This is a genomic window from uncultured Pseudacidovorax sp. (assembly GCF_913773995.1).
GTDB lineage: Bacteria > Pseudomonadota > Gammaproteobacteria > Burkholderiales > Burkholderiaceae_C > Xenophilus.
This window is the reverse complement of sequence record NZ_CAJYES010000231.1, coordinates 1-18029: the sequence shown is the minus strand read 5'-3', so window position 1 is coordinate 18029 and position 18029 is coordinate 1. Positions and strand designations below refer to the sequence as shown.

19 protein-coding genes are annotated in these 18029 nt (G+C 68.2%); 12 read left to right on the top strand and 7 right to left on the bottom strand.

All coding sequences use genetic code 11. The annotated features are described in order from the left end of the window. Window positions 1–23: 23 nt before the first annotated feature. Together QZ772_RS21860 and QZ772_RS21855 are read left to right on the top strand one after the other, a co-directional pair. Entirely contained in the window at window positions 24–317 is a 294-nt protein-coding gene (locus QZ772_RS21860; RefSeq protein ID WP_295530992.1) for a type II toxin-antitoxin system RelE/ParE family toxin, read from the top strand. A 4-nt stretch (window positions 318–321) separates the two neighbouring features. Continuing rightward, on the top strand, window positions 322–639 hold the full coding sequence (locus QZ772_RS21855) for an addiction module antidote protein (RefSeq protein WP_295530989.1): 318 nt from the start codon (window positions 322–324) through the stop codon (window positions 637–639). Between the two features lie 283 nt (window positions 640–922). On the opposite strand, the gene QZ772_RS21850 is transcribed toward QZ772_RS21855, so the two are convergent. Continuing rightward, window positions 923–1993: a type II asparaginase gene (locus QZ772_RS21850; protein WP_295530987.1), complete on the bottom strand. Its 1071-nt coding sequence runs from the start codon at window positions 1991–1993 to the stop codon at window positions 923–925. A 232-nt stretch (window positions 1994–2225) separates the two neighbouring features. Between QZ772_RS21850 and QZ772_RS21845 the strand changes: the two genes are divergently transcribed. From QZ772_RS21845 to QZ772_RS21810, 8 genes are all read left to right on the top strand, one after another. Next, entirely contained in the window at window positions 2226–2906 is a 681-nt protein-coding gene (locus QZ772_RS21845) for a TetR family transcriptional regulator C-terminal domain-containing protein (RefSeq protein WP_295530982.1), read from the top strand. Between the two features lie 177 nt (window positions 2907–3083). Continuing rightward, a complete protein-coding gene (locus QZ772_RS21840) occupies window positions 3084–3671 on the top strand; it encodes an NAD(P)H-dependent oxidoreductase (RefSeq protein ID WP_295530979.1) in 588 nt (195 codons plus the stop codon). A 63-nt stretch (window positions 3672–3734) separates the two neighbouring features. After that, complete coding sequence (locus QZ772_RS21835) at window positions 3735–5030, top strand: amidohydrolase family protein (protein WP_295530976.1); 1296 nt, start codon at window positions 3735–3737, stop codon at window positions 5028–5030. A gap of 29 nt (window positions 5031–5059) precedes the next feature. Continuing rightward, a complete protein-coding gene (locus QZ772_RS21830; protein ID WP_295530972.1) occupies window positions 5060–5914 on the top strand; it encodes a creatininase family protein in 855 nt (284 codons plus the stop codon). A 143-nt stretch (window positions 5915–6057) separates the two neighbouring features. After that, the gene (locus QZ772_RS21825; RefSeq protein ID WP_295531021.1) at window positions 6058–7020 is read left to right on the top strand and encodes an ABC transporter substrate-binding protein; all 963 of its coding nucleotides are present in this window, start codon (window positions 6058–6060) and stop codon (window positions 7018–7020) included. Further along, window positions 7017–7835 carry an ABC transporter ATP-binding protein gene (locus QZ772_RS21820; protein WP_295530968.1) on the top strand — a complete coding sequence of 273 codons (819 nt, stop codon included), beginning with the start codon at window positions 7017–7019 and terminating at the stop codon, window positions 7833–7835. The genes QZ772_RS21825 and QZ772_RS21820 overlap by 4 nt, the downstream gene beginning before the upstream one ends. A 74-nt stretch (window positions 7836–7909) precedes the next feature. After that, on the top strand, window positions 7910–8833 hold the full coding sequence (locus QZ772_RS21815) for an ABC transporter permease (protein WP_295530966.1): 924 nt from the start codon (window positions 7910–7912) through the stop codon (window positions 8831–8833). 25 nt (window positions 8834–8858) lie between these two features. After that, window positions 8859–10217, top strand: coding sequence for an FAD-binding oxidoreductase (locus tag QZ772_RS21810; RefSeq protein WP_295530963.1), 1359 nt, complete (start codon window positions 8859–8861; stop codon window positions 10215–10217). Window positions 10218–10244: 27 nt separating this feature from the next. Here the strand turns inward: QZ772_RS21810 and lnt are convergent, their stop codons facing one another. The 5 genes from lnt to QZ772_RS21785 form a co-directional block, all read right to left on the bottom strand. Then, entirely contained in the window at window positions 10245–11783 is a 1539-nt protein-coding gene (gene lnt, locus QZ772_RS21805; protein ID WP_295530960.1) for an apolipoprotein N-acyltransferase, read from the bottom strand. Then, on the bottom strand, window positions 11783–12661 hold the full coding sequence (locus QZ772_RS21800; RefSeq protein WP_295530956.1) for a transporter associated domain-containing protein: 879 nt from the start codon (window positions 12659–12661) through the stop codon (window positions 11783–11785). The genes lnt and QZ772_RS21800 overlap by 1 nt, the downstream gene beginning before the upstream one ends. A gap of 89 nt (window positions 12662–12750) precedes the next feature. Then, on the bottom strand, window positions 12751–13497 hold the full coding sequence (locus QZ772_RS21795; protein ID WP_295530953.1) for a GNAT family N-acetyltransferase: 747 nt from the start codon (window positions 13495–13497) through the stop codon (window positions 12751–12753). A 110-nt stretch (window positions 13498–13607) separates the two neighbouring features. Beyond that, window positions 13608–14081 carry an Lrp/AsnC family transcriptional regulator gene (locus QZ772_RS21790; protein ID WP_017758360.1) on the bottom strand — a complete coding sequence of 158 codons (474 nt, stop codon included), beginning with the start codon at window positions 14079–14081 and terminating at the stop codon, window positions 13608–13610. A gap of 107 nt (window positions 14082–14188) precedes the next feature. Further along, window positions 14189–15082, bottom strand: a complete 894-nt coding sequence (locus tag QZ772_RS21785) for an alpha/beta fold hydrolase (RefSeq protein WP_295530950.1) — start codon at window positions 15080–15082, stop codon at window positions 14189–14191. Window positions 15083–15172: 90 nt separating this feature from the next. Here QZ772_RS21785 and QZ772_RS21780 point away from each other — a divergent pair, with 90 nt between their 5' ends. Next, complete coding sequence (locus QZ772_RS21780) at window positions 15173–16876, top strand: AMP-binding protein (protein WP_295530947.1); 1704 nt, start codon at window positions 15173–15175, stop codon at window positions 16874–16876. An 11-nt stretch (window positions 16877–16887) separates the two neighbouring features. Next, window positions 16888–17808, top strand: a complete 921-nt coding sequence (locus QZ772_RS21775) for an MBL fold metallo-hydrolase (RefSeq protein WP_295530944.1) — start codon at window positions 16888–16890, stop codon at window positions 17806–17808. Between the two features lie 38 nt (window positions 17809–17846). Here QZ772_RS21775 and QZ772_RS21770 read toward each other — a convergent pair. Beyond that, the coding region (locus QZ772_RS21770; protein ID WP_295530941.1) for a hypothetical protein at window positions 17847–18029 on the bottom strand (183 nt) is incomplete at its 5' end.

Genomic DNA, 18029 nt, shown 5'->3' with positions numbered 1-18029 from the left:
AGCCCACAGGCTACAATCCAGGCATGCGCGTCGAGCAGACAGACGAGTACCGGGAGTGGATCGATGACCTGAAGGACGTGGCCGGCCGCGCCCGCATCCTGATGCGTGTCGACCGGCTGATCCATGGCAACCCCGGCACGCATCGGCATCTGACGGGCGGGGTGTCGGAACTGAAGATCGACGTGGGCCCTGGCTACCGGGTCTATTACAGCCAGCGCGGCAACAAGCTTTTGCTCCTGCTGGCAGGCGGAGACAAGGCCTCCCAGAGCCGCGACATCGCAACCGCGCTCCAGCTGGCGCACGACTACGAAGGGTAAGAGCATGGCCAACGCACACGCCGGCAAGCCGTCGAAAACCAAGACCTCCGCTTATGACGTGGCGGAGCACCTGCGCACGCCCGAGGAAATGGCGGCCTACCTCGACGCCTGGCTGGAAGAGGCGCCCGACGACGCGTCGGGCATCGCACGGGCCCTCGGCGACATTGCCCGTGCCAAGGGCATGAGCCACGTGGCCAAGGAAACCGGCCTCAGCCGCGAGAGCCTGTATCGCGCGTTGAGCGCCGATGGCAACCCCAGCTTCGCCACCGTGCTCAAGGTGGCCAAGGCCCTGGGCGTGCGGCTGCATGCGCAGCCGGCGTGAAGCAACGAACTCGATTCAGCCACAACCCGACAACAGCCCGGCGCAGTTGCACCTCACGCGGCCCCGTTCTATCGCCGACCCGGCACAAGCCACCACTGATCCGATGGCCGCGGAGCAGGCCGCGCCAGCAGGCTCCGCGGAACCGGCTCCGCCGGGCCGCTGGAGGCGTCTTGCAGACCGCGCTGCGCCAGTCAAAAAAGGTCCACCGGACCTTTTGTGTACGGGCTCGGCCCCTTGAGGGGAGGTCCGGCCACACGCAGTGAGGCCGGACCACGGGGTGGTCTCAATACTCCATGAAGATCCGCTGCAGTTCCTTGCTGTCGCGCGTCTTCGTCAGCGCCACCATCGCCAGGATGCGCGCCTTCTGCGGGTTCAGGTCGTGCGCCACCACCCAGTCGTACTTGTCGTCAGGCTGCTCGGCATTGCGCAGCACGAAGCCGCCGGTGTTCACGCGCGAGCTGCGGATGATCTGCACGCCTTCGCTGCGCAGCTTCTGCAGCACGGGCACGGCGCGGTCGGCCACCGAGCCGTTGCCGGTGCCGGCGTGGACGAGCGCGGCCTTGCCCTTGCCGATCGCCTCGTACTGCGCGGCCGGCACGTTGCCGTAGCCGTAGGCGATGTCCACGGCGGGCAGCGCGGTGATCTGGTCGATGTCGAACTCCGACTGCATGGTGTGCTTCTTCACCGGCGCACGGAACCAGTAGCTCTTGCCCTCGACGATCATGCCCAGCGGGCCCCACTGACTCTTGAAGGCCTCGGTCTTGATGTTGATGGCCTTGGCCACGTCCCGGCCCGACTGGATCTCGTCGTTCATGGTCACCAGCACGCCCTTGCCGGATGCGTCCTTGCTGGCGGCGACATTGACGGCGTCGTACAGGTTCAGCGCGCCATCGGCCGACAGCGCCGTGCCCGGCCGCATGGAGCCGACCACCACGATGGGCTTGGCCGTGTGCACCGTCAGGTTGAGGAAGTACGCCGTCTCTTCCAGCGTGTCGGTGCCGTGGGTGACGACGATGCCGTCCACGTCGGCCTGCTTGGCCAGGGCCGAGACGCGCTTGGCCAGGGTCAGCAGGTTGTCGTTGGTGAAGCTTTCCGACGCGATCTGGAACACCTGCTCGCCGCGCACGGCGGCCACCTTCGACAGCTCGGGCAGGCCGGCAATCAGCTTGTCCACCGGCACCTTGGCGGCGGCATAGGTGGCGCTGTTGGCGGCCGAGGCGCCCGCGCCGGCGATGGTGCCGCCGGTGGCCAGGATCACCACGTTGGGCAGGGCCTGCTGGGCCTGGGCCAGGGCGGCGCCGGCCATGAGCGCGGCGCCAGCGGCGAGAGCGCGAAGACGGTAGGAAAGGTACATGCGGAAACTCCGTTCTTGATATAGGGTTACACGGCCTGCACGCTCCTGAAGCAAGCGCTGTGGACTTGCTGCAGGACCCTCGATGCGGCCGCCCGCAACGCTACTCATGATTTGTGCCGCGACCGGCCCGGGCCGATGCCGAAGCGGCATCCGGCCATGCCCCGCAGTACCATCGCGCGACTCTCGACCGCCCTCGCGCTGCGCCTTGCCTCCCCATCTCTCCGATCCCGACATGCCTGCCGACGGCACCCCGCCCCCGCAGGAGATGCCCGCGCCCGACGGGCCTCTGTCGCGCGCACGCCCCGGGCGCGAGCGCATCCTGGCGGCCATCCGCGCGGCGGCCATCACCGAGTTCAGCCTGCATGGCCTTAAGGGCACCTCGACCCAGGCCATCGCTCAGCGCGCGGGCCTGACCAAGCCGCAATTGCACTACTACATCGCCGGCAAGGAAGAGCTCTATTCCGAGCTGCTGATGCAGGTGCTGCACGAGTGGAAGGTGGTGTTCTCCTTCGACGAGCATGCCAACGACCCGGCGCGGGTGCTGGCGGCCTACGTGCGGCAGAAGCTGGACCATGCCTTCGACAAGCCCGAGATGTCGCGCATCTTCACGCGCGAGGTGCTGGACGGCGGCCGCAACCTGGAGCGCTTCTGGCCCATGTCGCGCCAGTGGACGCAGAAGAAGATCGACATCATCGATGGCTGGATCGCCCGCGGCCTGATGCGCCCGCTCGATGGCCGGCTGCTGCTGCAGCACATCTGGGCCATGACCCAGTACCACGCCGACTACGCGCTGCAGGTGCGCTCGATGGGCGGCCTGCCCGAGGACGCGCACATCGACCGCGAGCCCATCGCGCGCGAGCTGATCGGCTTCGTGCTGGCCGGCTGCGGCATGGCAGTGCCCCCGGACGCCTGACGTCAGAGATCGATCAATAGCCGTTCAGGCTGAGCCTGTCGAAGCCCGGGGCGCATAAGCCCTTCGACAGGCTTAGGGCGAACGGGTCGATGGCATTGCCGCACCGCCCCGGTGCATCCGCGCTGGCACGCCACGTGCTTAATTTGACCGATTGCTCTGACTCACCGGTCAAACACCATGCGCGTGCTCGTCGTCTACTGCCATCCAGTCGAAACCAGCTTCGCTTCGGCCATGCACCAGGAGGTGCTGCGCAACCTGCGAGCCGCGGGCCACGACGTCGACGACTGCGACCTCTATGCCGAGGGCTTCAACCCGGTGATGTCACGCGAGGAGCGCCTGGGCTACCACGACGTGCCGGCCAACCGCGCGCCGCTGCAGTCCTATGTGGAGCGGCTGGAGCGGGCCGAGGCCATCGTGTTCTGCTTCCCGACGTGGTGCTTCGGCCTGCCGGCCATGCTCAAGGGCTGGTTCGACCGCCTGCTGATGCCCGGCGTGGCCTTCGACATCAGCGACCCGGCCAACGTCCGCCCCATGCTGCGCAACATCAAGCGCATCAGCGCCGTCGTCACCTACGGCCGCCCGCGCTGGATGGCGTGGTACATGGGCGATCCGCCGCGCAAGATCATCACGCGCTACATGAAGCGGCTCACCGCCGCCCAGGCCCGGGTGGACTACCACGCGCACTACCACATGAACGTGGCGACCGAAGCGCAACTGGGTCGCTTCAAGGCCCGCGTGGGCGCAGCGATGGCGGCCTTCCGCTGAGCAGCGCGCCATGCACGCCCGCACCACCGCCCGCCCGACGCGACGCGCAACGAAGGCCCGGCCATGAGCGCGCATTCCACGCCCGCCGTCCTGCGCCATGCCCGCCTGCCGGCCTGGCTGCTGGCTGAAGACTGGCCGCACACGGCCGCCCGCCCCGCGCTGGCACGCATCGAACTCGCGCAGGGCCGTGTGCGCAGCGTCACGCCCGAAGACGACCGCGCCCCCGAGCCCGGCGCCTGGCACCTGCACGGCGCCCTGGTGCTGCCCGGTCTGGTCGATGCCCATGTGCACCTGGACAAGACCTTCACCCTGGCCCGGATCCCCGAAGTGCGGCCCGGCCTGCTGGGCGCCATCGAAGCCTCGGTGGCCGACATGGCCCGCTGGACGCCCGAGGACATCCATGCCCGTGCCAGCCAGGGCCTGCAGTGGGCCTGGGAGGCCGGCACCACGCTGCTGCGCACCCACGTCAACTGGCCCGAGATCGGACCGCTGCCTTGCGCCTGGCCGGTGCTCGACCGACTGGCGCACGACTGGGCCGACCGCCTCACCCTGCAGTTGGTGAGCCTGACGAAGCTGGACAGCTTTGTCGACCCTGCCGCCGCGCGCACCGTGGCGGCGCAGGTCAAGGCCACCGGCGCGCATGCGCTGATGGGCGGCTTCGTGCACTCCACCAACTGGAACGCGCAGGCCATGCGCCACCTGCTGCAGGCGGCCCAGGCGCAGGACCTGGACGTGGACCTGCATGTGGACGAGGAGCTGCACCCAACGGCCGAAGGCCTGCTGGGCACAGCGCGCATCGCCCGCGAGCTGGGCTTTGCCGGCCGCATCGTCTGCGGCCACGTCTGCGCACTGGCGGCCATGCCCGAATCCCGCGCCCTCGCCATCCTGGATGAGGTGGCACGCGCGCCCATCACGCTGGTCAGCCTGCCCATCACCAACCTGCTGCTGCAGGACGCCCGCACCGGCCGCACGCCGCGACAGCGCGGCCTGACGCTGGTGAAGGAGGCGCGCGCCCGCGGCATTGCGCTGCTCTTCGCCAGCGACAACGTGCAGGATCCGTTCTGTCCCGTCGGTAGCTACGACCCGCTCGAAGGCATGGCCGCAGCGGTGCTGGCCGGGCAGCTGGACGCGCCCTTCGACCGCTGGTCCGACACGCTGTGCCGCGCGGACTTCCTGGCCCGCGGCACGCCGGGAGCCCCGCAGCTGGCAGGACAGCCGGCCGACCTGCTGATCTTTCCCCAGGCCGATGCCTCTGCCTGGCCCTCGCGCAGCGGCACGCGCGTGGTGCTGCGCACCGGCGTGGCCCACGGCGCACCGCCGGCTGCCTGGCTCGCGTCCACCACGACGGCCACCGCCTGACCCGCACCCACGAACAAGGACTCCCCGCCATGCTGCACGGCTACATCCCCCCGCACCGTTTCCTGCCCTACCTCAGCTGGACCGAGATCGACCAGCTGCCCGACCGCGAGAACACCGTCATCGTGCTGCCCTGCGGCGCCATCGAGCAGCACGGCCCTCACCTGCCCTGCTCGGTGGACAGCGTGATCGCCTCCGGCGTGATGGGCGAAGCGCTGCGCCGCCTGCCCGCCTCGGTGCGCGCCTTCGCGCTGCCGCCGATCACCTACGGCAAGTCGGAAGAGCACCTGCACTTTCCCGGCACCATGACGCTGACCGGCACCACGCTGCTGGCCACTGTCACGGAGATCGGCGAGTCGGTCTACCGCGCGGGCTTTCGCAAGCTGCTGCTGGCCAACGGCCACGGCGGCCAGCCGCAGGTGCTGGAGATGGCCGCGCGCGAGCTGCGCCTGCGCCATGGCGACTTCGTGGTCGTGCCGCACGGCGTGAGCCGCCTGCCCAGCGCCGCGAGCAAGCAGGTCAGCGAGCAGGAGAAGAAGCTCGCCATGCATGCCGGCCATTCCGAGACCGCGCTGATGCTGGCCCTGGCCCCCGAGACGGTGCACATGGAGCGTGCGGCGGCCAACTTTCCCCCGCCCTTCCCCATCAAGCTGCTCTCGCCCGACGGCCGCCCGGCCTGCGCCTGGACGGCGCGCGACTTCGGTCCCAGCGGCGTCATCGGCGACCCCACCAGCGCCACGCGCGAGCAGGGCCAGGAGATCCTGGACACGCTGGCCGACAGCTGGGTGCAGGCGCTGACCGAGCTCTACCAGCTGCGCTGGCTGGTGCGCGAAGAAGCCACCTGGGAGCGCGGCCAGTTCACCGGCCACATCGAAACCGCGCGCTGACCTGACTTCCCGAACGGTGCGGCTCTTGCTTGAAGCGCACCGCGTTACCTCCCCTCCGTCCCCTTCCCCGTACTGATTTGTCCGACCTTTCCAGGAGCCCTGCCTTGAACCACCGTTTCACCCGCCTCGCTTCGCAATCCGCCCTGGCCCTGGGCGCCGCCGTCCTGGGACTCGCCGCGACTGGCGCCCAGGCCGAGGAAAAGTTCACCTACATGACCAACTGGTACGCGCAGGCCGAACACGGCGGCTTCTACCAGGCGGTGGCCACGGGCATCTACAAGAAGTACGGCCTGGACGTGACCATCAAGATGGGCGGCCCGCAGGTCAACATCCTGCAGATCATGGGCGCCGGCCAGGCCGACTGCGTGATGGGCTCCAGCGACCTGCAGATGATGCGGGCCCGCGACAACGGCCTGCCGGTGGTCACGGTGGCCGCGCTGTTCCAGAAGGACCCGCAGGTGCTCATCGCCCATGAAGACGTGAAGTCCATGGAAGAGATGAAGACCAAGACGGTACTCATCGCCGCCAGCGCGCAGCAGGGCTACTGGGCCTGGGTCAAGGCCAAGTACGGCCTGACCGATGCGCAGACCAAACCCTACACCTTCAACATCCAGCCCTTCCTGGCCGACAAGAACATGGTGCAGCAGGGCTACCTGACCTCCGAGCCCTACGCGATCCAAAAGGCCGGCGCCAAGGCCAACACCTTCCTGCTGGCCGACCTGGGCTATCCCTCGTACGCCACCACCATCTCCTGCATGGAGAAGACGGTGACCGACCGCGCCAAGGCCGTGGCCGACTTCGTCAAGGCCTCCGCCGAAGGCTGGAAGAGCTACCTGGCCGACCCGGCGCCGGGCAATGCCCTCATCAAGAAGGACAACCCGAACATGACCGACGACCAGCTCGCCTACAGCGTGGCCAAGATGAAGGAAATGGGCATCGTCGGCTCCGGCGATGCCGTGAAGAACGGCATCGGCACCATGACCGAGGCCCGCATCAAGGCCAACTACGACTTCCTGGTCGGCCAGAAATTCATCGACCCGGCCAAGGTGGACGTGAGCAAGGCCTACAAGCTGGACCTGGCCCGCAACGCCAAGGTGCTGCCGTGACGGACCTCGTCCACGCTCCCGCCGCGGGCGTGCCGGCCATCGAGGTGCTGTCGGCGCAGAAGACCTACCCCAACGGCACGGTCGCGCTGCAGCCGGTGGACCTCACCATCCAGGAGGGCGAGTTCGTCACGCTGCTCGGCCCCTCGGGCTGCGGCAAGAGCACGCTGCTGAAGATGGTGGCGGGCCTGCTGGAGCCCAGCGACGGCCGACTGCTGCTGTGGCGCAAGCCGGTGCAGCAGCTGCACGAGAGCACGCAGAAGATGTCCTTCGTGTTCCAGTCGCCCACGCTGATGCCCTGGGCCACGGTGCAGGCCAATGTGCGGTTGCCGCTCGACCTGGCCAAGGTGCCGCGCGCCGAGGCCGACGCCCGCGTGGCCGAGGCGCTCGAACTGGTGGGCCTGGCCAAGTTCGCCAACGCCCTGCCGCGGGCACTGTCGGGCGGCATGCAGATGCGCGTCTCCATCGCCCGCGGGCTGGTGGTGCAGCCCAACCTGCTGCTGATGGACGAGCCCTTCGGCGCGCTGGACGAGATCACGCGCCACAAGCTCGACGCCGACCTGCTCGAACTCTGGCGCAAGAAGAAGCTGACGGTGGTGTTCGTCACCCACTCGATCCACGAGGCGGTGTTCCTGTCCAGCCGCGTGGTGATGATGGCCGCCCGCCCAGGCCGCATCGTGGAAGAGGTGCGCATCGACGAGCCCTATCCGCGCAGCGCGGAGTTCATGGTGTCCTCGCAGTTCCAGCACTACGCCAAGCACCTGCAGCGCAGCCTGCTGGCCGCGAGCCAGCACACCGAAGAGGAACACACGGCCTGACCGCTGCGGGCCCATGCGCCCGTCGCTTTCGCCATAGCAGACCGGCGGCCTGGGCCGCCACGGAGATAGACCCCATGAGCATCACCTGGAACGCCGCCGCGCCGGCGCCTTCCGACGCCACGTCCACCGCGCCCGCCGTCGCCGCGCCAGCACCCGCGGCCTTCGCACCCGCGCCCCAACAGCCACCCGCGCGCGAGGCCCGCGTGCCGCTGCTGCGCCAGCCGCGCGTGCAGCGCATCCTGCTGCCGCTGATCGTGGGCCTGGTGCTGCTGGGCGGCTGGCAGGCGCTCGTCGTCGGCATGGACCTGCCACCCTACCTCGTGCCCTCGCCGGTGCTGATGCTGCAAACGCTCTTCACCGACTGGGCCGTGCTGGGCGGGGCGCTGCTGGTCACGCTCAAGATCACCGTGCTGTCCTTCGTGGTGGCGACGGTGGTGGGTGTGCTGATCTCCTTCCTCTTCGTGCAGAGCCGGCTCATCGAGACGGCGCTGTTCCCCTACGCGGTGCTGCTGCAGGTCACGCCCATCGTGGCCGTGGCGCCGCTGATCATCATCTGGGTGAAGGAGCCCACGGCCTCGCTGGTGATCTGCGCGGCGCTCGTGGCGCTGTTCCCCATCATCTCCAACACCACGCTGGGCCTGCGCAGCATCGACCCCGACCTGCAGGCCTACTTCCGCATGAACCGGGCGACGCGCCTGCAGACGCTGGTGCGGCTGCGCATCCCGAGCGCGCTGCCCTACTTCTTCGGTGGCCTGCGCATCTCCAGCGGCCTGGCGCTGATCGGCGCCGTGGTGGCGGAGTTCGTCGCCGGCACCGGCGGCAACGCCACCGGCCTGGCCTACCAGATCCTGATGGCGGGCTACCAGCTGAACATTCCGCGCATGTTCGCCGCCCTGCTGCTCATCTCGCTGACCGGCGTCGCCCTCTTTGCCGCCATGGCCTGGCTCACGCGCGTGGCGCTGGGCGGCTGGCATGCCAGCGAGCTCTCCCACGACTGAACACGATTTCCGAGGCCACTTGACCATGAACGCCCGCCTGCACGCCATCGAGCAGTTGCACATCGAACTGCCCGACCTGGACTGGATCACCGACCCGAACCGCATCGAGCGGCTGTCGCAGGACTTCTCCTGGTTCAGCCCGGTGCTCAAGCGCCAGCTCGAAGGCAAGGTGGCCGACAGCGTGGTGCGGCCCCGCACCGAGGACGAGATCCGCCGCCTGGTCGCGGCCTGCGCGCGGCTGAAGGTGCCGGTCACCATCCGCGGAAGCGGCACCGGCAACTACGGCCAGACCACGCCGCTGGCTGGCGGCGTGGTGCTGGACATGACGGGCTACAACGGCATGCTCTGGACGCGCCCCGGCGTGGCACGCGCCCAGGCCGGCATCCGGCTGAACGAGCTGGAGAAGGCCACACGGCCCACGGGCTGGGAGTTGCGCTGCGTGCCGTCCACCTTCCGCAGCGCGACCCTGGGCGGGCTCTTCGGCGGCGGCTTCGGCGGCGTGGGCTCGATCAACCACGGCCCGCTGGGGGCGCCCGGCAATGTTCTGGGCATCAAGGCCATGACCATCGAACCCGAGCCGCAGATCGTCGAGTTGCGCGGCGCCGAGGCCATGCGCATGCACCATCTGTGGGGCACCAACGGGCTGGTGCTGGAGATCGAGGTCGGCCTCGCGCCCTGCCAGCCCTGGCTGGAGACGCTGGTCACCTTCACCGACTTCGACCAGGCCATCGCCTTCGCCGACGAAGTGGCGCGCGCGCCCGGCCTGGCCAAGCGCGAAGTCGCCTTCTTTGCCAGCCCCGTGCCGGACTACCTCTCGCAGCTGGCCGAGCATCTGCCCCAGGGCTGCCATGCCGTGCTCTCGCTGGTGGCCGAAGCGGGCGAAGAGACGATGAAGGAGATGGTGGCCGCCCGCGGCGGCACCATCAGCTACCGCCGCACTGCCGACGAGGTGGCGCGCAGCCACAAGACGCTGATGGAATTCACCTGGAACCACACGACCCTGCATGCGCTGAAGGTGGACAAGAACCTCACCTACCTGCAGACCAGCTTCACCGCCGGCCAGCATGTGCAGCAGATCACCGAGCTGACCCGGCGCTATGCCGGCGAGGTGTTCATGCATGCCGAATTCCTGCGCACGATGGATGGCCAGATGAGCTGCAGCGCGCTGCAGCTGGTGCGCTTCACGACCGAGGAGCGCCTGGCCGAGATCATCCGCGAGCACCGCGAATTTGGCGTGCGCATCAACAACCCGCACACCTTCATCGTCGAGGACGGCAAGGCCGGGGGCGATCTGCCGGAGGAAGTCGTGGCGATGAAGCGGCGCTTCGATCCGCTGGGCCTGCTCAATCCCGGCAAGCTCCGGCACCATCCCGTTGCGGGCTGAGGCGCCGGGTCTTCCGGCGCCGCCACGTCAACGGCGCTTGCGCGCGCGCCAGATCGAGAACGCCAGCACCGCCAGCGACAGCAGCCACAGCGGCGCCAGGCCGAAGCGCGATACCCACCAGGCGAAGGGCGTGATGCCGGTGCGGCCTTCGACCTCGGCCTCCAGCACGCCGCGCGTGAGGCGCGGCAGTTCGTGCGTCACACGGCCGCGGTGGTCGATCACCACCGTCGCGCCCGTGTTCGTGGCGCGCAGCATCGGCCGCTCGAACTCCAGTGCCCGCATGCGTGAGATGGCACGGTGCTGGTCGATGGCCACCGTGTCGCCAAACCACGCGATGTTGCTCACGTTGAGCAGCATGGTGGGCGCGGTGGCGGCATCGCGGAAGCCGGCGCCGATCTCGTCGCCGAACAGATCCTCGTAGCAGATGTTGGGCGCGATCCGCTGGCCCTGCCAGTCGAAGCTGCGCTGCGGCAACCCGCCGCGACCGAAATCGGCCAGCGGGATGTTCATCATGTCGGTGAACCAGCGGAAGCCGAAGGGGATGAACTCGCCGAAGGGCACCAGGTGGTGCTTGTCGTAGCGGTAGGGCTGGGCGGCCAGGCCCGGGCCGAAGCCCAGCACCGAATTGGCATAGCGGCCCGGGCCGTCCTCCATCGGCACACCGACGATGGCGGCTTGGTCGCCCTGCGCATAGCGCGCGGCGATGGCCGGCATGTAGCCCTCGGGCAGTTGCCGCGGCAGCAGGGGCAGCGCCGTCTCGGGCGTGACGATCAAGGCGGCGCGGCTCTTCTGCAGTTGCTCGCCGTACCAACGCAGGGCCGTGTCGATGCCGCTGCCCGGGATGAACTTCTCATCCTGCGGGATGTTGCCCTGGAGCAGCGCGACCTTCAGGCGGCCGGTGCTCACCGCCGCGCCCCCATCGCCCCGCACCAGACCGAGGGCCGGCGGCAGCAGCAGCAAGGCCGCGCCGACGACGGGCAGCGCCCAGACCGCACGCCTCATCCACCAGAAACCCGCACAGGCCGCGATGGCGGCCCCCGCAGCACCCACTCCATAGACGCCCAGCCATGGCGCATAGCCGGCCAGCGGTCCGTTCACATGGGCATAGCCGCCAGCGCCCCAGGGGAAGCCGGTGAACAGGCTGCCGCGGACCAGCTCGGCCAGCGTCCAGACAGCAGCGAAGAGCAGCACCCGGCCACCTTCAGAGAGCCGCGGCGCCAGCCAGCCCCACAGTCCGCCAGCCACGCCGTAGTAGGTGGCAAGGCCCCCGCCCAGGCACACCACGGCCAGCACCGCCAGCGGTGCTGGCAGGCCTCCGTAGGTATTCATCGAGATGAAGAGCCACCAGAAGGTGCCACACAGCCAAGTGGTCGCGAAGACCCAGGAAACCAAGGCCGGCATCCGCCAGCCGGGCGCCTGGCGTTGCTCGCCGTCGAGCAGGAAGGCCAGCGTGGCCAGGGACAGCAGTTGCAGCCACCAGAGCGGCTCGCCGCCCCAGGGCCAGGCCATGGACGCCGCCTGGGCCAGACCGGCCAGCGCATAGGCCGGGAGGCGGCGCGCGCGCATCAGGCGGCGCTGTCTTCGACCCGGGCGGGCGAGACCTTGAACCAGCGCACCGCGCCGCCGCGGGTGTGCATCACGACGAAGTCGAAGCCGCCGACCTCGTGGCGCTCGCCACGCTTGGGCACATGGCCCATCTCGTGCGCGATCAGGCCACCGATGGTCTCGAAGTCCTCGGCCTGCTGCCCTTCGCTGAACTGGATGCCGAAGGCCTCGGCCACCCGCTCGATGGGGGTGTCGCCGCTCACGCGGTAGGTGTGGTCGGCCAGGCCGAAGATGTCGCCGTCGTCTTCGGCGATGTCGAACTCGTCCTCGATCTCGCCGACGATCTGCTCGAGCACGTCCTCGATGGTGATGAGGCCCGCCACGCGTCCGAATTCGTCGATCACGACCGCCAGGTGGTTGCGGTTGCCGCGGAATTCGCGCAGCAGGTCGTTCAGGCCCTTGCTCTCGGGCACGAAGGTGGCGGGCCGCAACAGCGCGCGGATGTTCAGCTCGGGCGAGCGCTGCAGCTTGAGCAGGTCCTTCGCCAGCAGGATGCCGATGATGTTTTCCTTCTCGCCCTCGTAGACCGGAAAGCGCGAGTGCGCGGTGTCGATGACGAGGTAGAGGATGTCCTCGTAGGCTGCATCGATGTCGATGAGGTCCATGCGCGGAGCGGCCACCATCACGTCGCCGGCCGTCATGTCGGCCATGCGCAGCACGCCTTCGAGCATCACCCGCGAGTCGGGTCCGATGATGTCGTTGTCTTCGGCGTCGGCGAGGGTTTCGATCAGTTCGTCGCGCGAATCCGGTCCGGGGTGGATGAATTCGGCGATCTTCTGGAGGAGGCCGCGCTTGTCGTCCCGGGGATGGGAGGCGCGTTCAGGGTGGGGGTCGGCCACTGCGTGAGGGCGGTAGTTGAGGGAGGTCTAGGATACCGGAATGCCCTGGCGGCTTGATGTCAGCCGCCATCTGCGCGCTCGCGCGAAGCTCAGGGGGCCGAGCGCTGGCGGGCGTCGCGCACGCCGGAGCGCACTTCCTGCAGACCGGCCAGGAAGGACCAGAATTGGTGGGCCCGCGCCTTGAGCTGGAAGTCGACTTCACCGAACTGGTCCAGCGCGATGCCGGACATCCGGCTGTCGAAATCGGCGGCGGGCAGTTCGAGGTGGGCTTCGGACTCGGAGCCGCTGCGCACCACGGTCGCGCCGGCATGGCGGGCGATCTTGAGCATGGCGGTGTTCTCGCTCAGCGCATGGATGAACAGCATGCTGACGCCTTCATTGCGGGCCACCATCACGGCACGCTCGAAGAGCCGGCCACCATAGCCACGACCCCGCGCGTGCTCGGACACCGAGACGCCGAACTCGGCGCAACTGCCGTCCTGCCCGGTCGGGGCGAAGGCCAGATGCGCCATGGCGATGATCTCGAGACGGCGGTTGTAGATGCCGAAGATCTCGTCGCGCTGGAAGTCCAGGCCATCCACATAGCGCTGCACCTGCTCGTCCGAGGCGGCATAGCCGAAGCGCAGGTAACGGTCGCGCTGGGAAAGCGCCAGCAGATGGGCCAGGATGCGATGACGCTCGCGCGGTCCGACGGAACGGATGGGAACCAGCCCGGCGGCGGCACGGGGACGCAACGGACGCGCAGTGCCCGTCGGCGCGGGATCGGCGGCGACCACGCCGGGGCGCAGCAGTTGCACGCCGGCACGCACGGTCTGGACAAGGGCCTTGGGGAACATGGGGTCGATCATAAGGGTTTTCCCTATAACTCCCGATGTGGTGCTGTCACCGACCGGTCACGGGCAGGGGCCATTCGTCGAAATGTTGCGGCGCAGCAACCTTTAGGCATTCAGACCGGCACCGCGGTCGTCGCCTTCACCCGGTCCAGCACGAAGCTGGTCTTGCAATCCTGCACGCTGGGATGTTTGAGCAGCGTGTCCATGATGAAGCGGCTGTAGTGCGCCATGTCGGCCACGACCACGCGCAGCAGGTAGTCCATCTCCCCCGTGAGCGCGCTGCATTCCACGACTTCGGGCCAGGCCTGGATGCTGGCGCGGAACAGGTCCATCGGGTTGCGTTTGTGGCTCTCGGTGTGTTTTTCGAGGCGCACGTTGAGGTAGGCGGTCAGGCCCAGGCCGACGGCTTCCGGTCGGACCAGTGCGACGTAACGATCAACCACCCCGCTTTCCTCCAGCCGCCGAACGCGGCGGAGCACGGCGCTGGGCGAGAGGCTGACCTGCTCCGCGATCTGTTCATAGGTGGCCCGGCCGTCGGCCTGGAGCAGTTGCAGGATGAGCCGGTCCTGCTTGTCGAGTGCGTGCATGGGTGGATTCTTGCCTCGATCGCCCGGGATGGCGAATGGTGGCGCACGCACGCTGCGTGGAGGGCGGGCCCCATCGCGACGCCTGACGCGTATTGGTCGACACCGCGTCAGTCTTCGTCCAGCAACGCCAGCGTCTGGTCCATGACGGCGGTGTCGAAGGCCAGCTCCACATGCGCGAGGCCGTGGGCGGGCCGGTTGTCGGCGCCGGACAGGGTGGCGGTGTGCGTGGGAAACACCATGTTGTCGCAGTTCGAGTACCAGCAGGTGAAGCGCGCGGGCGGGCAGGCGCGCTGGGATGTGTCCAGCGCCTGCAGCCAGGCGCTGCCGATCCGCATCTCGTGGCTGCTTGCGGCCCGGCCGATGCGCGCCGTCCAGGTTCCTGCATGGGGCGTACCGAGCGTAACGATGCGATGGACCGGCACGCGTCCCCCGGTGCGGCACCACCAGGCGCGGGCGACCAGCCCCCCCATGCTGTGCGCCACCAGCATCGGCGGCTGGCCCGTGGCCTCGTGAACACGGCGCACCGCCGCGTCGAGCGTATCGATGAAGCCATCCAGGCTTCCCAGCGGTGGCTCCAGATCGACAGCGACGACGCATCGGCGCTGCGCGACGAGGCGGCCCAGCCATGGGAGCCAGAAACCCCGATTGCACGAGAAGCCATGGACGAGGACGACGCCGCGTCGGCCGTCGGGTGGCGGCAGGTGGTCTGGAATGCTGTCCGCGCGAAAGGGCTGGCGCCACGCCCAGATGCGCGGCGACAACAGGCACTCGGCCCACCAGGCGCGCAGGAGTTGAGCCGGCGTCCCATGGGGGCCCTCGCCGCGCCGGTTGACGATGCTCGAAGCGAGAAATTCGGCTGCCAGCACCACGGCGTGGCCGCCCAGCAGCACCACCCAGCCGCCCACGAGCCACAGCAGAGAACGGGTTGCCGCAAAGCCGGTCCAGCCTAGCGCCGTGAGGCACCACAAGGCCACGAACCACCGCTGCCATCTCGCGATCATCGATGGATGATCGCATGCGCCCCGGGCAAGCCCGGGGACCTCAGACGAGGCGGCAATCCCACAATGCGGCAAGCAGAGACCGGAGACCGCATGCATCCATCCCACCTTCCCAGCTATCCGCCCGGCGTCCCTTTCGAGATCGACCCGGGCCAGTACCGTTCGCTGAATCAGCTGTTCGAGGCGTCGTTCACGGCGCATGCCGAACGCCCGTTCTCGGTCTGCATGGAACGCTGGATGAGCTATGGCGAGCTGGACCAGCTGTCGCGCACGCTGGGCTGCTGGCTGCAGTCGCTGGGGCTTGAGCCGGGCGCGCGCGTGGCACTGATGCTGCCGAACATCCCGCAGTTCGCCATCGCCATGGTCGCCGTGCTCCGGGCAGGCTACACCTGTGTCAACGTCAACCCGCTCTACACGCCGCGTGAGCTGGAACATCAACTGAGCGACTCGGGCGCGAGCGCCATCATCCTGCTGGAGAACTTTGCCGCGACGCTGGAGCCCGTGCTGCTGCGCACGCCCGTGCGGCATGTGCTGCTCACGGCGATGGGCGATCAACTGGGGGGCCTGTACGGCGCCTGGATCACCACGGCCGTACGTCACCTCGCCAAGATGGTTCCACCCTTCAAGCTGCCCATCGACGGCACGCACAGCGTCAGCACCTGGTCCGACGAAATGGCGAGCAGCCGTGGCCGAACGCTCGCCGCCGACGGATGCACGCTCGATTCGATCGCCTTTCTGCAGTACACCGGCGGCACCACAGGGCGATCCAAGGGGGCCATCCTCACCCACCGCAACATCATTGCAGCGACGCTGCAGGCCGAGGCCTGGTTCGCGCCGGCCATGGCCAAGGTCGGCGATCCGGCGCGCATCAACGGAATTGCGGCGCTGCCGCTGTATCACATCTTTGCGCTGACGCTGTGCCTGCTGGCGATCCGCCAGGGCTCGCACATGACGCTCGTGCCCAATCCGCGGGACATCGGCAAGTTCGTCGAGGTGCTCAAGAAGCGGCCGTTCCATGTGCTTCCGGCAGTGAACACGCTGTTCAATGCATTGCTGGCCCATCCGGCGTTCAAGAGCGTCGACTGCTCTCAGCTCGTGATCTCTCAGGCCGGAGGCATGGCGGCGTCGGAGGGCACGGCGCGTGCGTGGTTCGAGGCCACGGGCTGCCCGATGATCGAAGGCTGGGGCATGAGCGAGACCTGTGCCATCGGCACCAACAATCCGGTCACCAACACCACCTTCTCCGGCACCATCGGCGTGCCGCTGCCCAGCATCGAGATCGCCATCAAGGACGACGAAGGCCGAACGCTGCCGGACGGGGAATCCGGGGAGTTGTGCATCAAGGGCCCGAACGTGATGGTCGGCTACTACGGCCAACCCGAGGAGACCGCGGCCGCGTTCACGCCAGACGGTTTCATGCGCACCGGCGACATCGCCGTCATGCTGCCCGATGGACAAACGCGCATCATCGACCGCAAGAAGGACATGATCCTCGTCAGCGGCTTCAATGTCTTTCCCAACGAGCTCGAGAACGTGATCTCGCTGTGCCCCGGCGTGCTCGAGTGTGCGGCGATCGGCGTGGCGGACGACAAGCAGGGCGAGGCGATCAAGGTGTTCGTCGTGCGCAAGGACGCCCAGCTGGACGAGGACGCCCTCATGCGCTACTGCCACGCGCAGTTCACCGGCTACAAGCGGCCGAAGTACATCGAGTTCCGCGACGCCTTGCCGAAGACGAACGTGGGCAAGATCCTGCGGCGCGAGCTGCGGCAGGGTGCTGGCAGCACCTCGGCGCATTGACGGTAACGCGCATGGCAGTGGCGTTGCCGGCGCAGGTCACGGTCTTCGAACGCGGATGGCTGTCGTCCAACAACGTGCTGCTGACAAGCGGACGAGAGACGGTGCTGGTGGATACGGGCTACTGCACGCATGCGGCCCAGACGGAGGCGCTGGTGCGGGATGCGCTTGCTGGCCGCATGCTCGACCGCATCATCAACACCCATCTGCACAGCGATCATTGCGGAGGCAATGCGCAATTGCAGACCGCCTATCCCGAGGTGCGCATCAGCATCGCGCAGTCCCAACTTGACGATGTGCGGGCCTGGAATGCAGACGCACTGACCTTCGAGGCCACGGGTCAGCAATGCCCCCGCTTCGTTGCCCACGATGCGGTGCGACCCGGTGACGTGGTGGAGATGGGCGAGCTCGCCTGGTCCGTGGTGGGAGGCGCCGGGCACGATCCTCATGAGCTCCTGCTCTTCGAACCGCAACATCGCATCCTGATCTCGGCGGATGCGCTGTGGCAGCACGGCTATGGCGTCGTCTTTCCCGAGTTGGAGGGAGAGCCCGGCTTCGCAGATGTGGCAGCCACGCTGGACCGGATCGAAGGGTTGGCGCCGCGCGTGGTGATCCCGGGACACGGGGCGGCGTTCATCGACGTCGAGGAGGCGCTAGCGCGCGCGCGGCATCGATTGGTTCAGCAGAGGGACGATCCTCGATCCCACGCCTGGCATGCGCTGAAGGTCCTACTGAAGTTCAAGCTGCTGGAGCAGCGCCGCATCGAACGCACGTCTTTGCTGGAGTGGGCAACGGCCATGCCTTATGCACGAGCGCTAGGAACGAGGCACTTCTCTCAAGAGCCCCTGAAAGCGCTCATGCTGCGCGCAGTGGGCAGCCTCCTCAAGAGCGGTGCGGCGCGGCAGCTGGACGATTGGATCGAAGACGCGGGTTGAGTCGGCGCTGACGTGGTTGCGCCGTACCAAGCGAACGCTCAGGCGAGCCTTTCGTCTGTCATTTGGCCCGGTCTTGCCGAGACATCTCGGATTTGAGCGGCGCCAAACAAAAAGCCCCGCAGCGTTGAGCTGAGGGGCTTTTTGAGGGCTGTAAGAGCCTGACGATGACCTACTTTCACACGGGAGTCCGCACTATCATCGGCGCTGAGTCGTTTCACTGT

What these genes read in the sequence shown, in the direction of transcription:
- QZ772_RS21860 (WP_295530992.1), top strand. Translation starts at nt 24, where the DNA reads ATGCGCGTCGAGCAGACAGACGAGTACCGGGAGTGGATCGATGACCTG.
- QZ772_RS21855 (WP_295530989.1), top strand. Translation starts at nt 322, where the DNA reads ATGGCCAACGCACACGCCGGCAAGCCGTCGAAAACCAAGACCTCCGCT.
- QZ772_RS21850 (WP_295530987.1), bottom strand. Translation starts at nt 1,993, where the DNA reads ATGTACCTTTCCTACCGTCTTCGCGCTCTCGCCGCTGGCGCCGCGCTC.
- QZ772_RS21845 (WP_295530982.1), top strand. Translation starts at nt 2,226, where the DNA reads ATGCCTGCCGACGGCACCCCGCCCCCGCAGGAGATGCCCGCGCCCGAC.
- QZ772_RS21840 (WP_295530979.1), top strand. Translation starts at nt 3,084, where the DNA reads ATGCGCGTGCTCGTCGTCTACTGCCATCCAGTCGAAACCAGCTTCGCT.
- QZ772_RS21835 (WP_295530976.1), top strand. Translation starts at nt 3,735, where the DNA reads ATGAGCGCGCATTCCACGCCCGCCGTCCTGCGCCATGCCCGCCTGCCG.
- QZ772_RS21830 (WP_295530972.1), top strand. Translation starts at nt 5,060, where the DNA reads ATGCTGCACGGCTACATCCCCCCGCACCGTTTCCTGCCCTACCTCAGC.
- QZ772_RS21815 (WP_295530966.1), top strand. Translation starts at nt 7,910, where the DNA reads ATGAGCATCACCTGGAACGCCGCCGCGCCGGCGCCTTCCGACGCCACG.
- QZ772_RS21810 (WP_295530963.1), top strand. Translation starts at nt 8,859, where the DNA reads ATGAACGCCCGCCTGCACGCCATCGAGCAGTTGCACATCGAACTGCCC.
- lnt (WP_295530960.1), bottom strand. Translation starts at nt 11,783, where the DNA reads ATGCGCGCGCGCCGCCTCCCGGCCTATGCGCTGGCCGGTCTGGCCCAG.
- QZ772_RS21795 (WP_295530953.1), bottom strand. Translation starts at nt 13,497, where the DNA reads ATGTTCCCCAAGGCCCTTGTCCAGACCGTGCGTGCCGGCGTGCAACTG.
- QZ772_RS21790 (WP_017758360.1), bottom strand. Translation starts at nt 14,081, where the DNA reads ATGCACGCACTCGACAAGCAGGACCGGCTCATCCTGCAACTGCTCCAG.
- QZ772_RS21785 (WP_295530950.1), bottom strand. Translation starts at nt 15,082, where the DNA reads ATGATCGCGAGATGGCAGCGGTGGTTCGTGGCCTTGTGGTGCCTCACG.
- QZ772_RS21780 (WP_295530947.1), top strand. Translation starts at nt 15,173, where the DNA reads ATGCATCCATCCCACCTTCCCAGCTATCCGCCCGGCGTCCCTTTCGAG.
- QZ772_RS21775 (WP_295530944.1), top strand. Translation starts at nt 16,888, where the DNA reads ATGGCAGTGGCGTTGCCGGCGCAGGTCACGGTCTTCGAACGCGGATGG.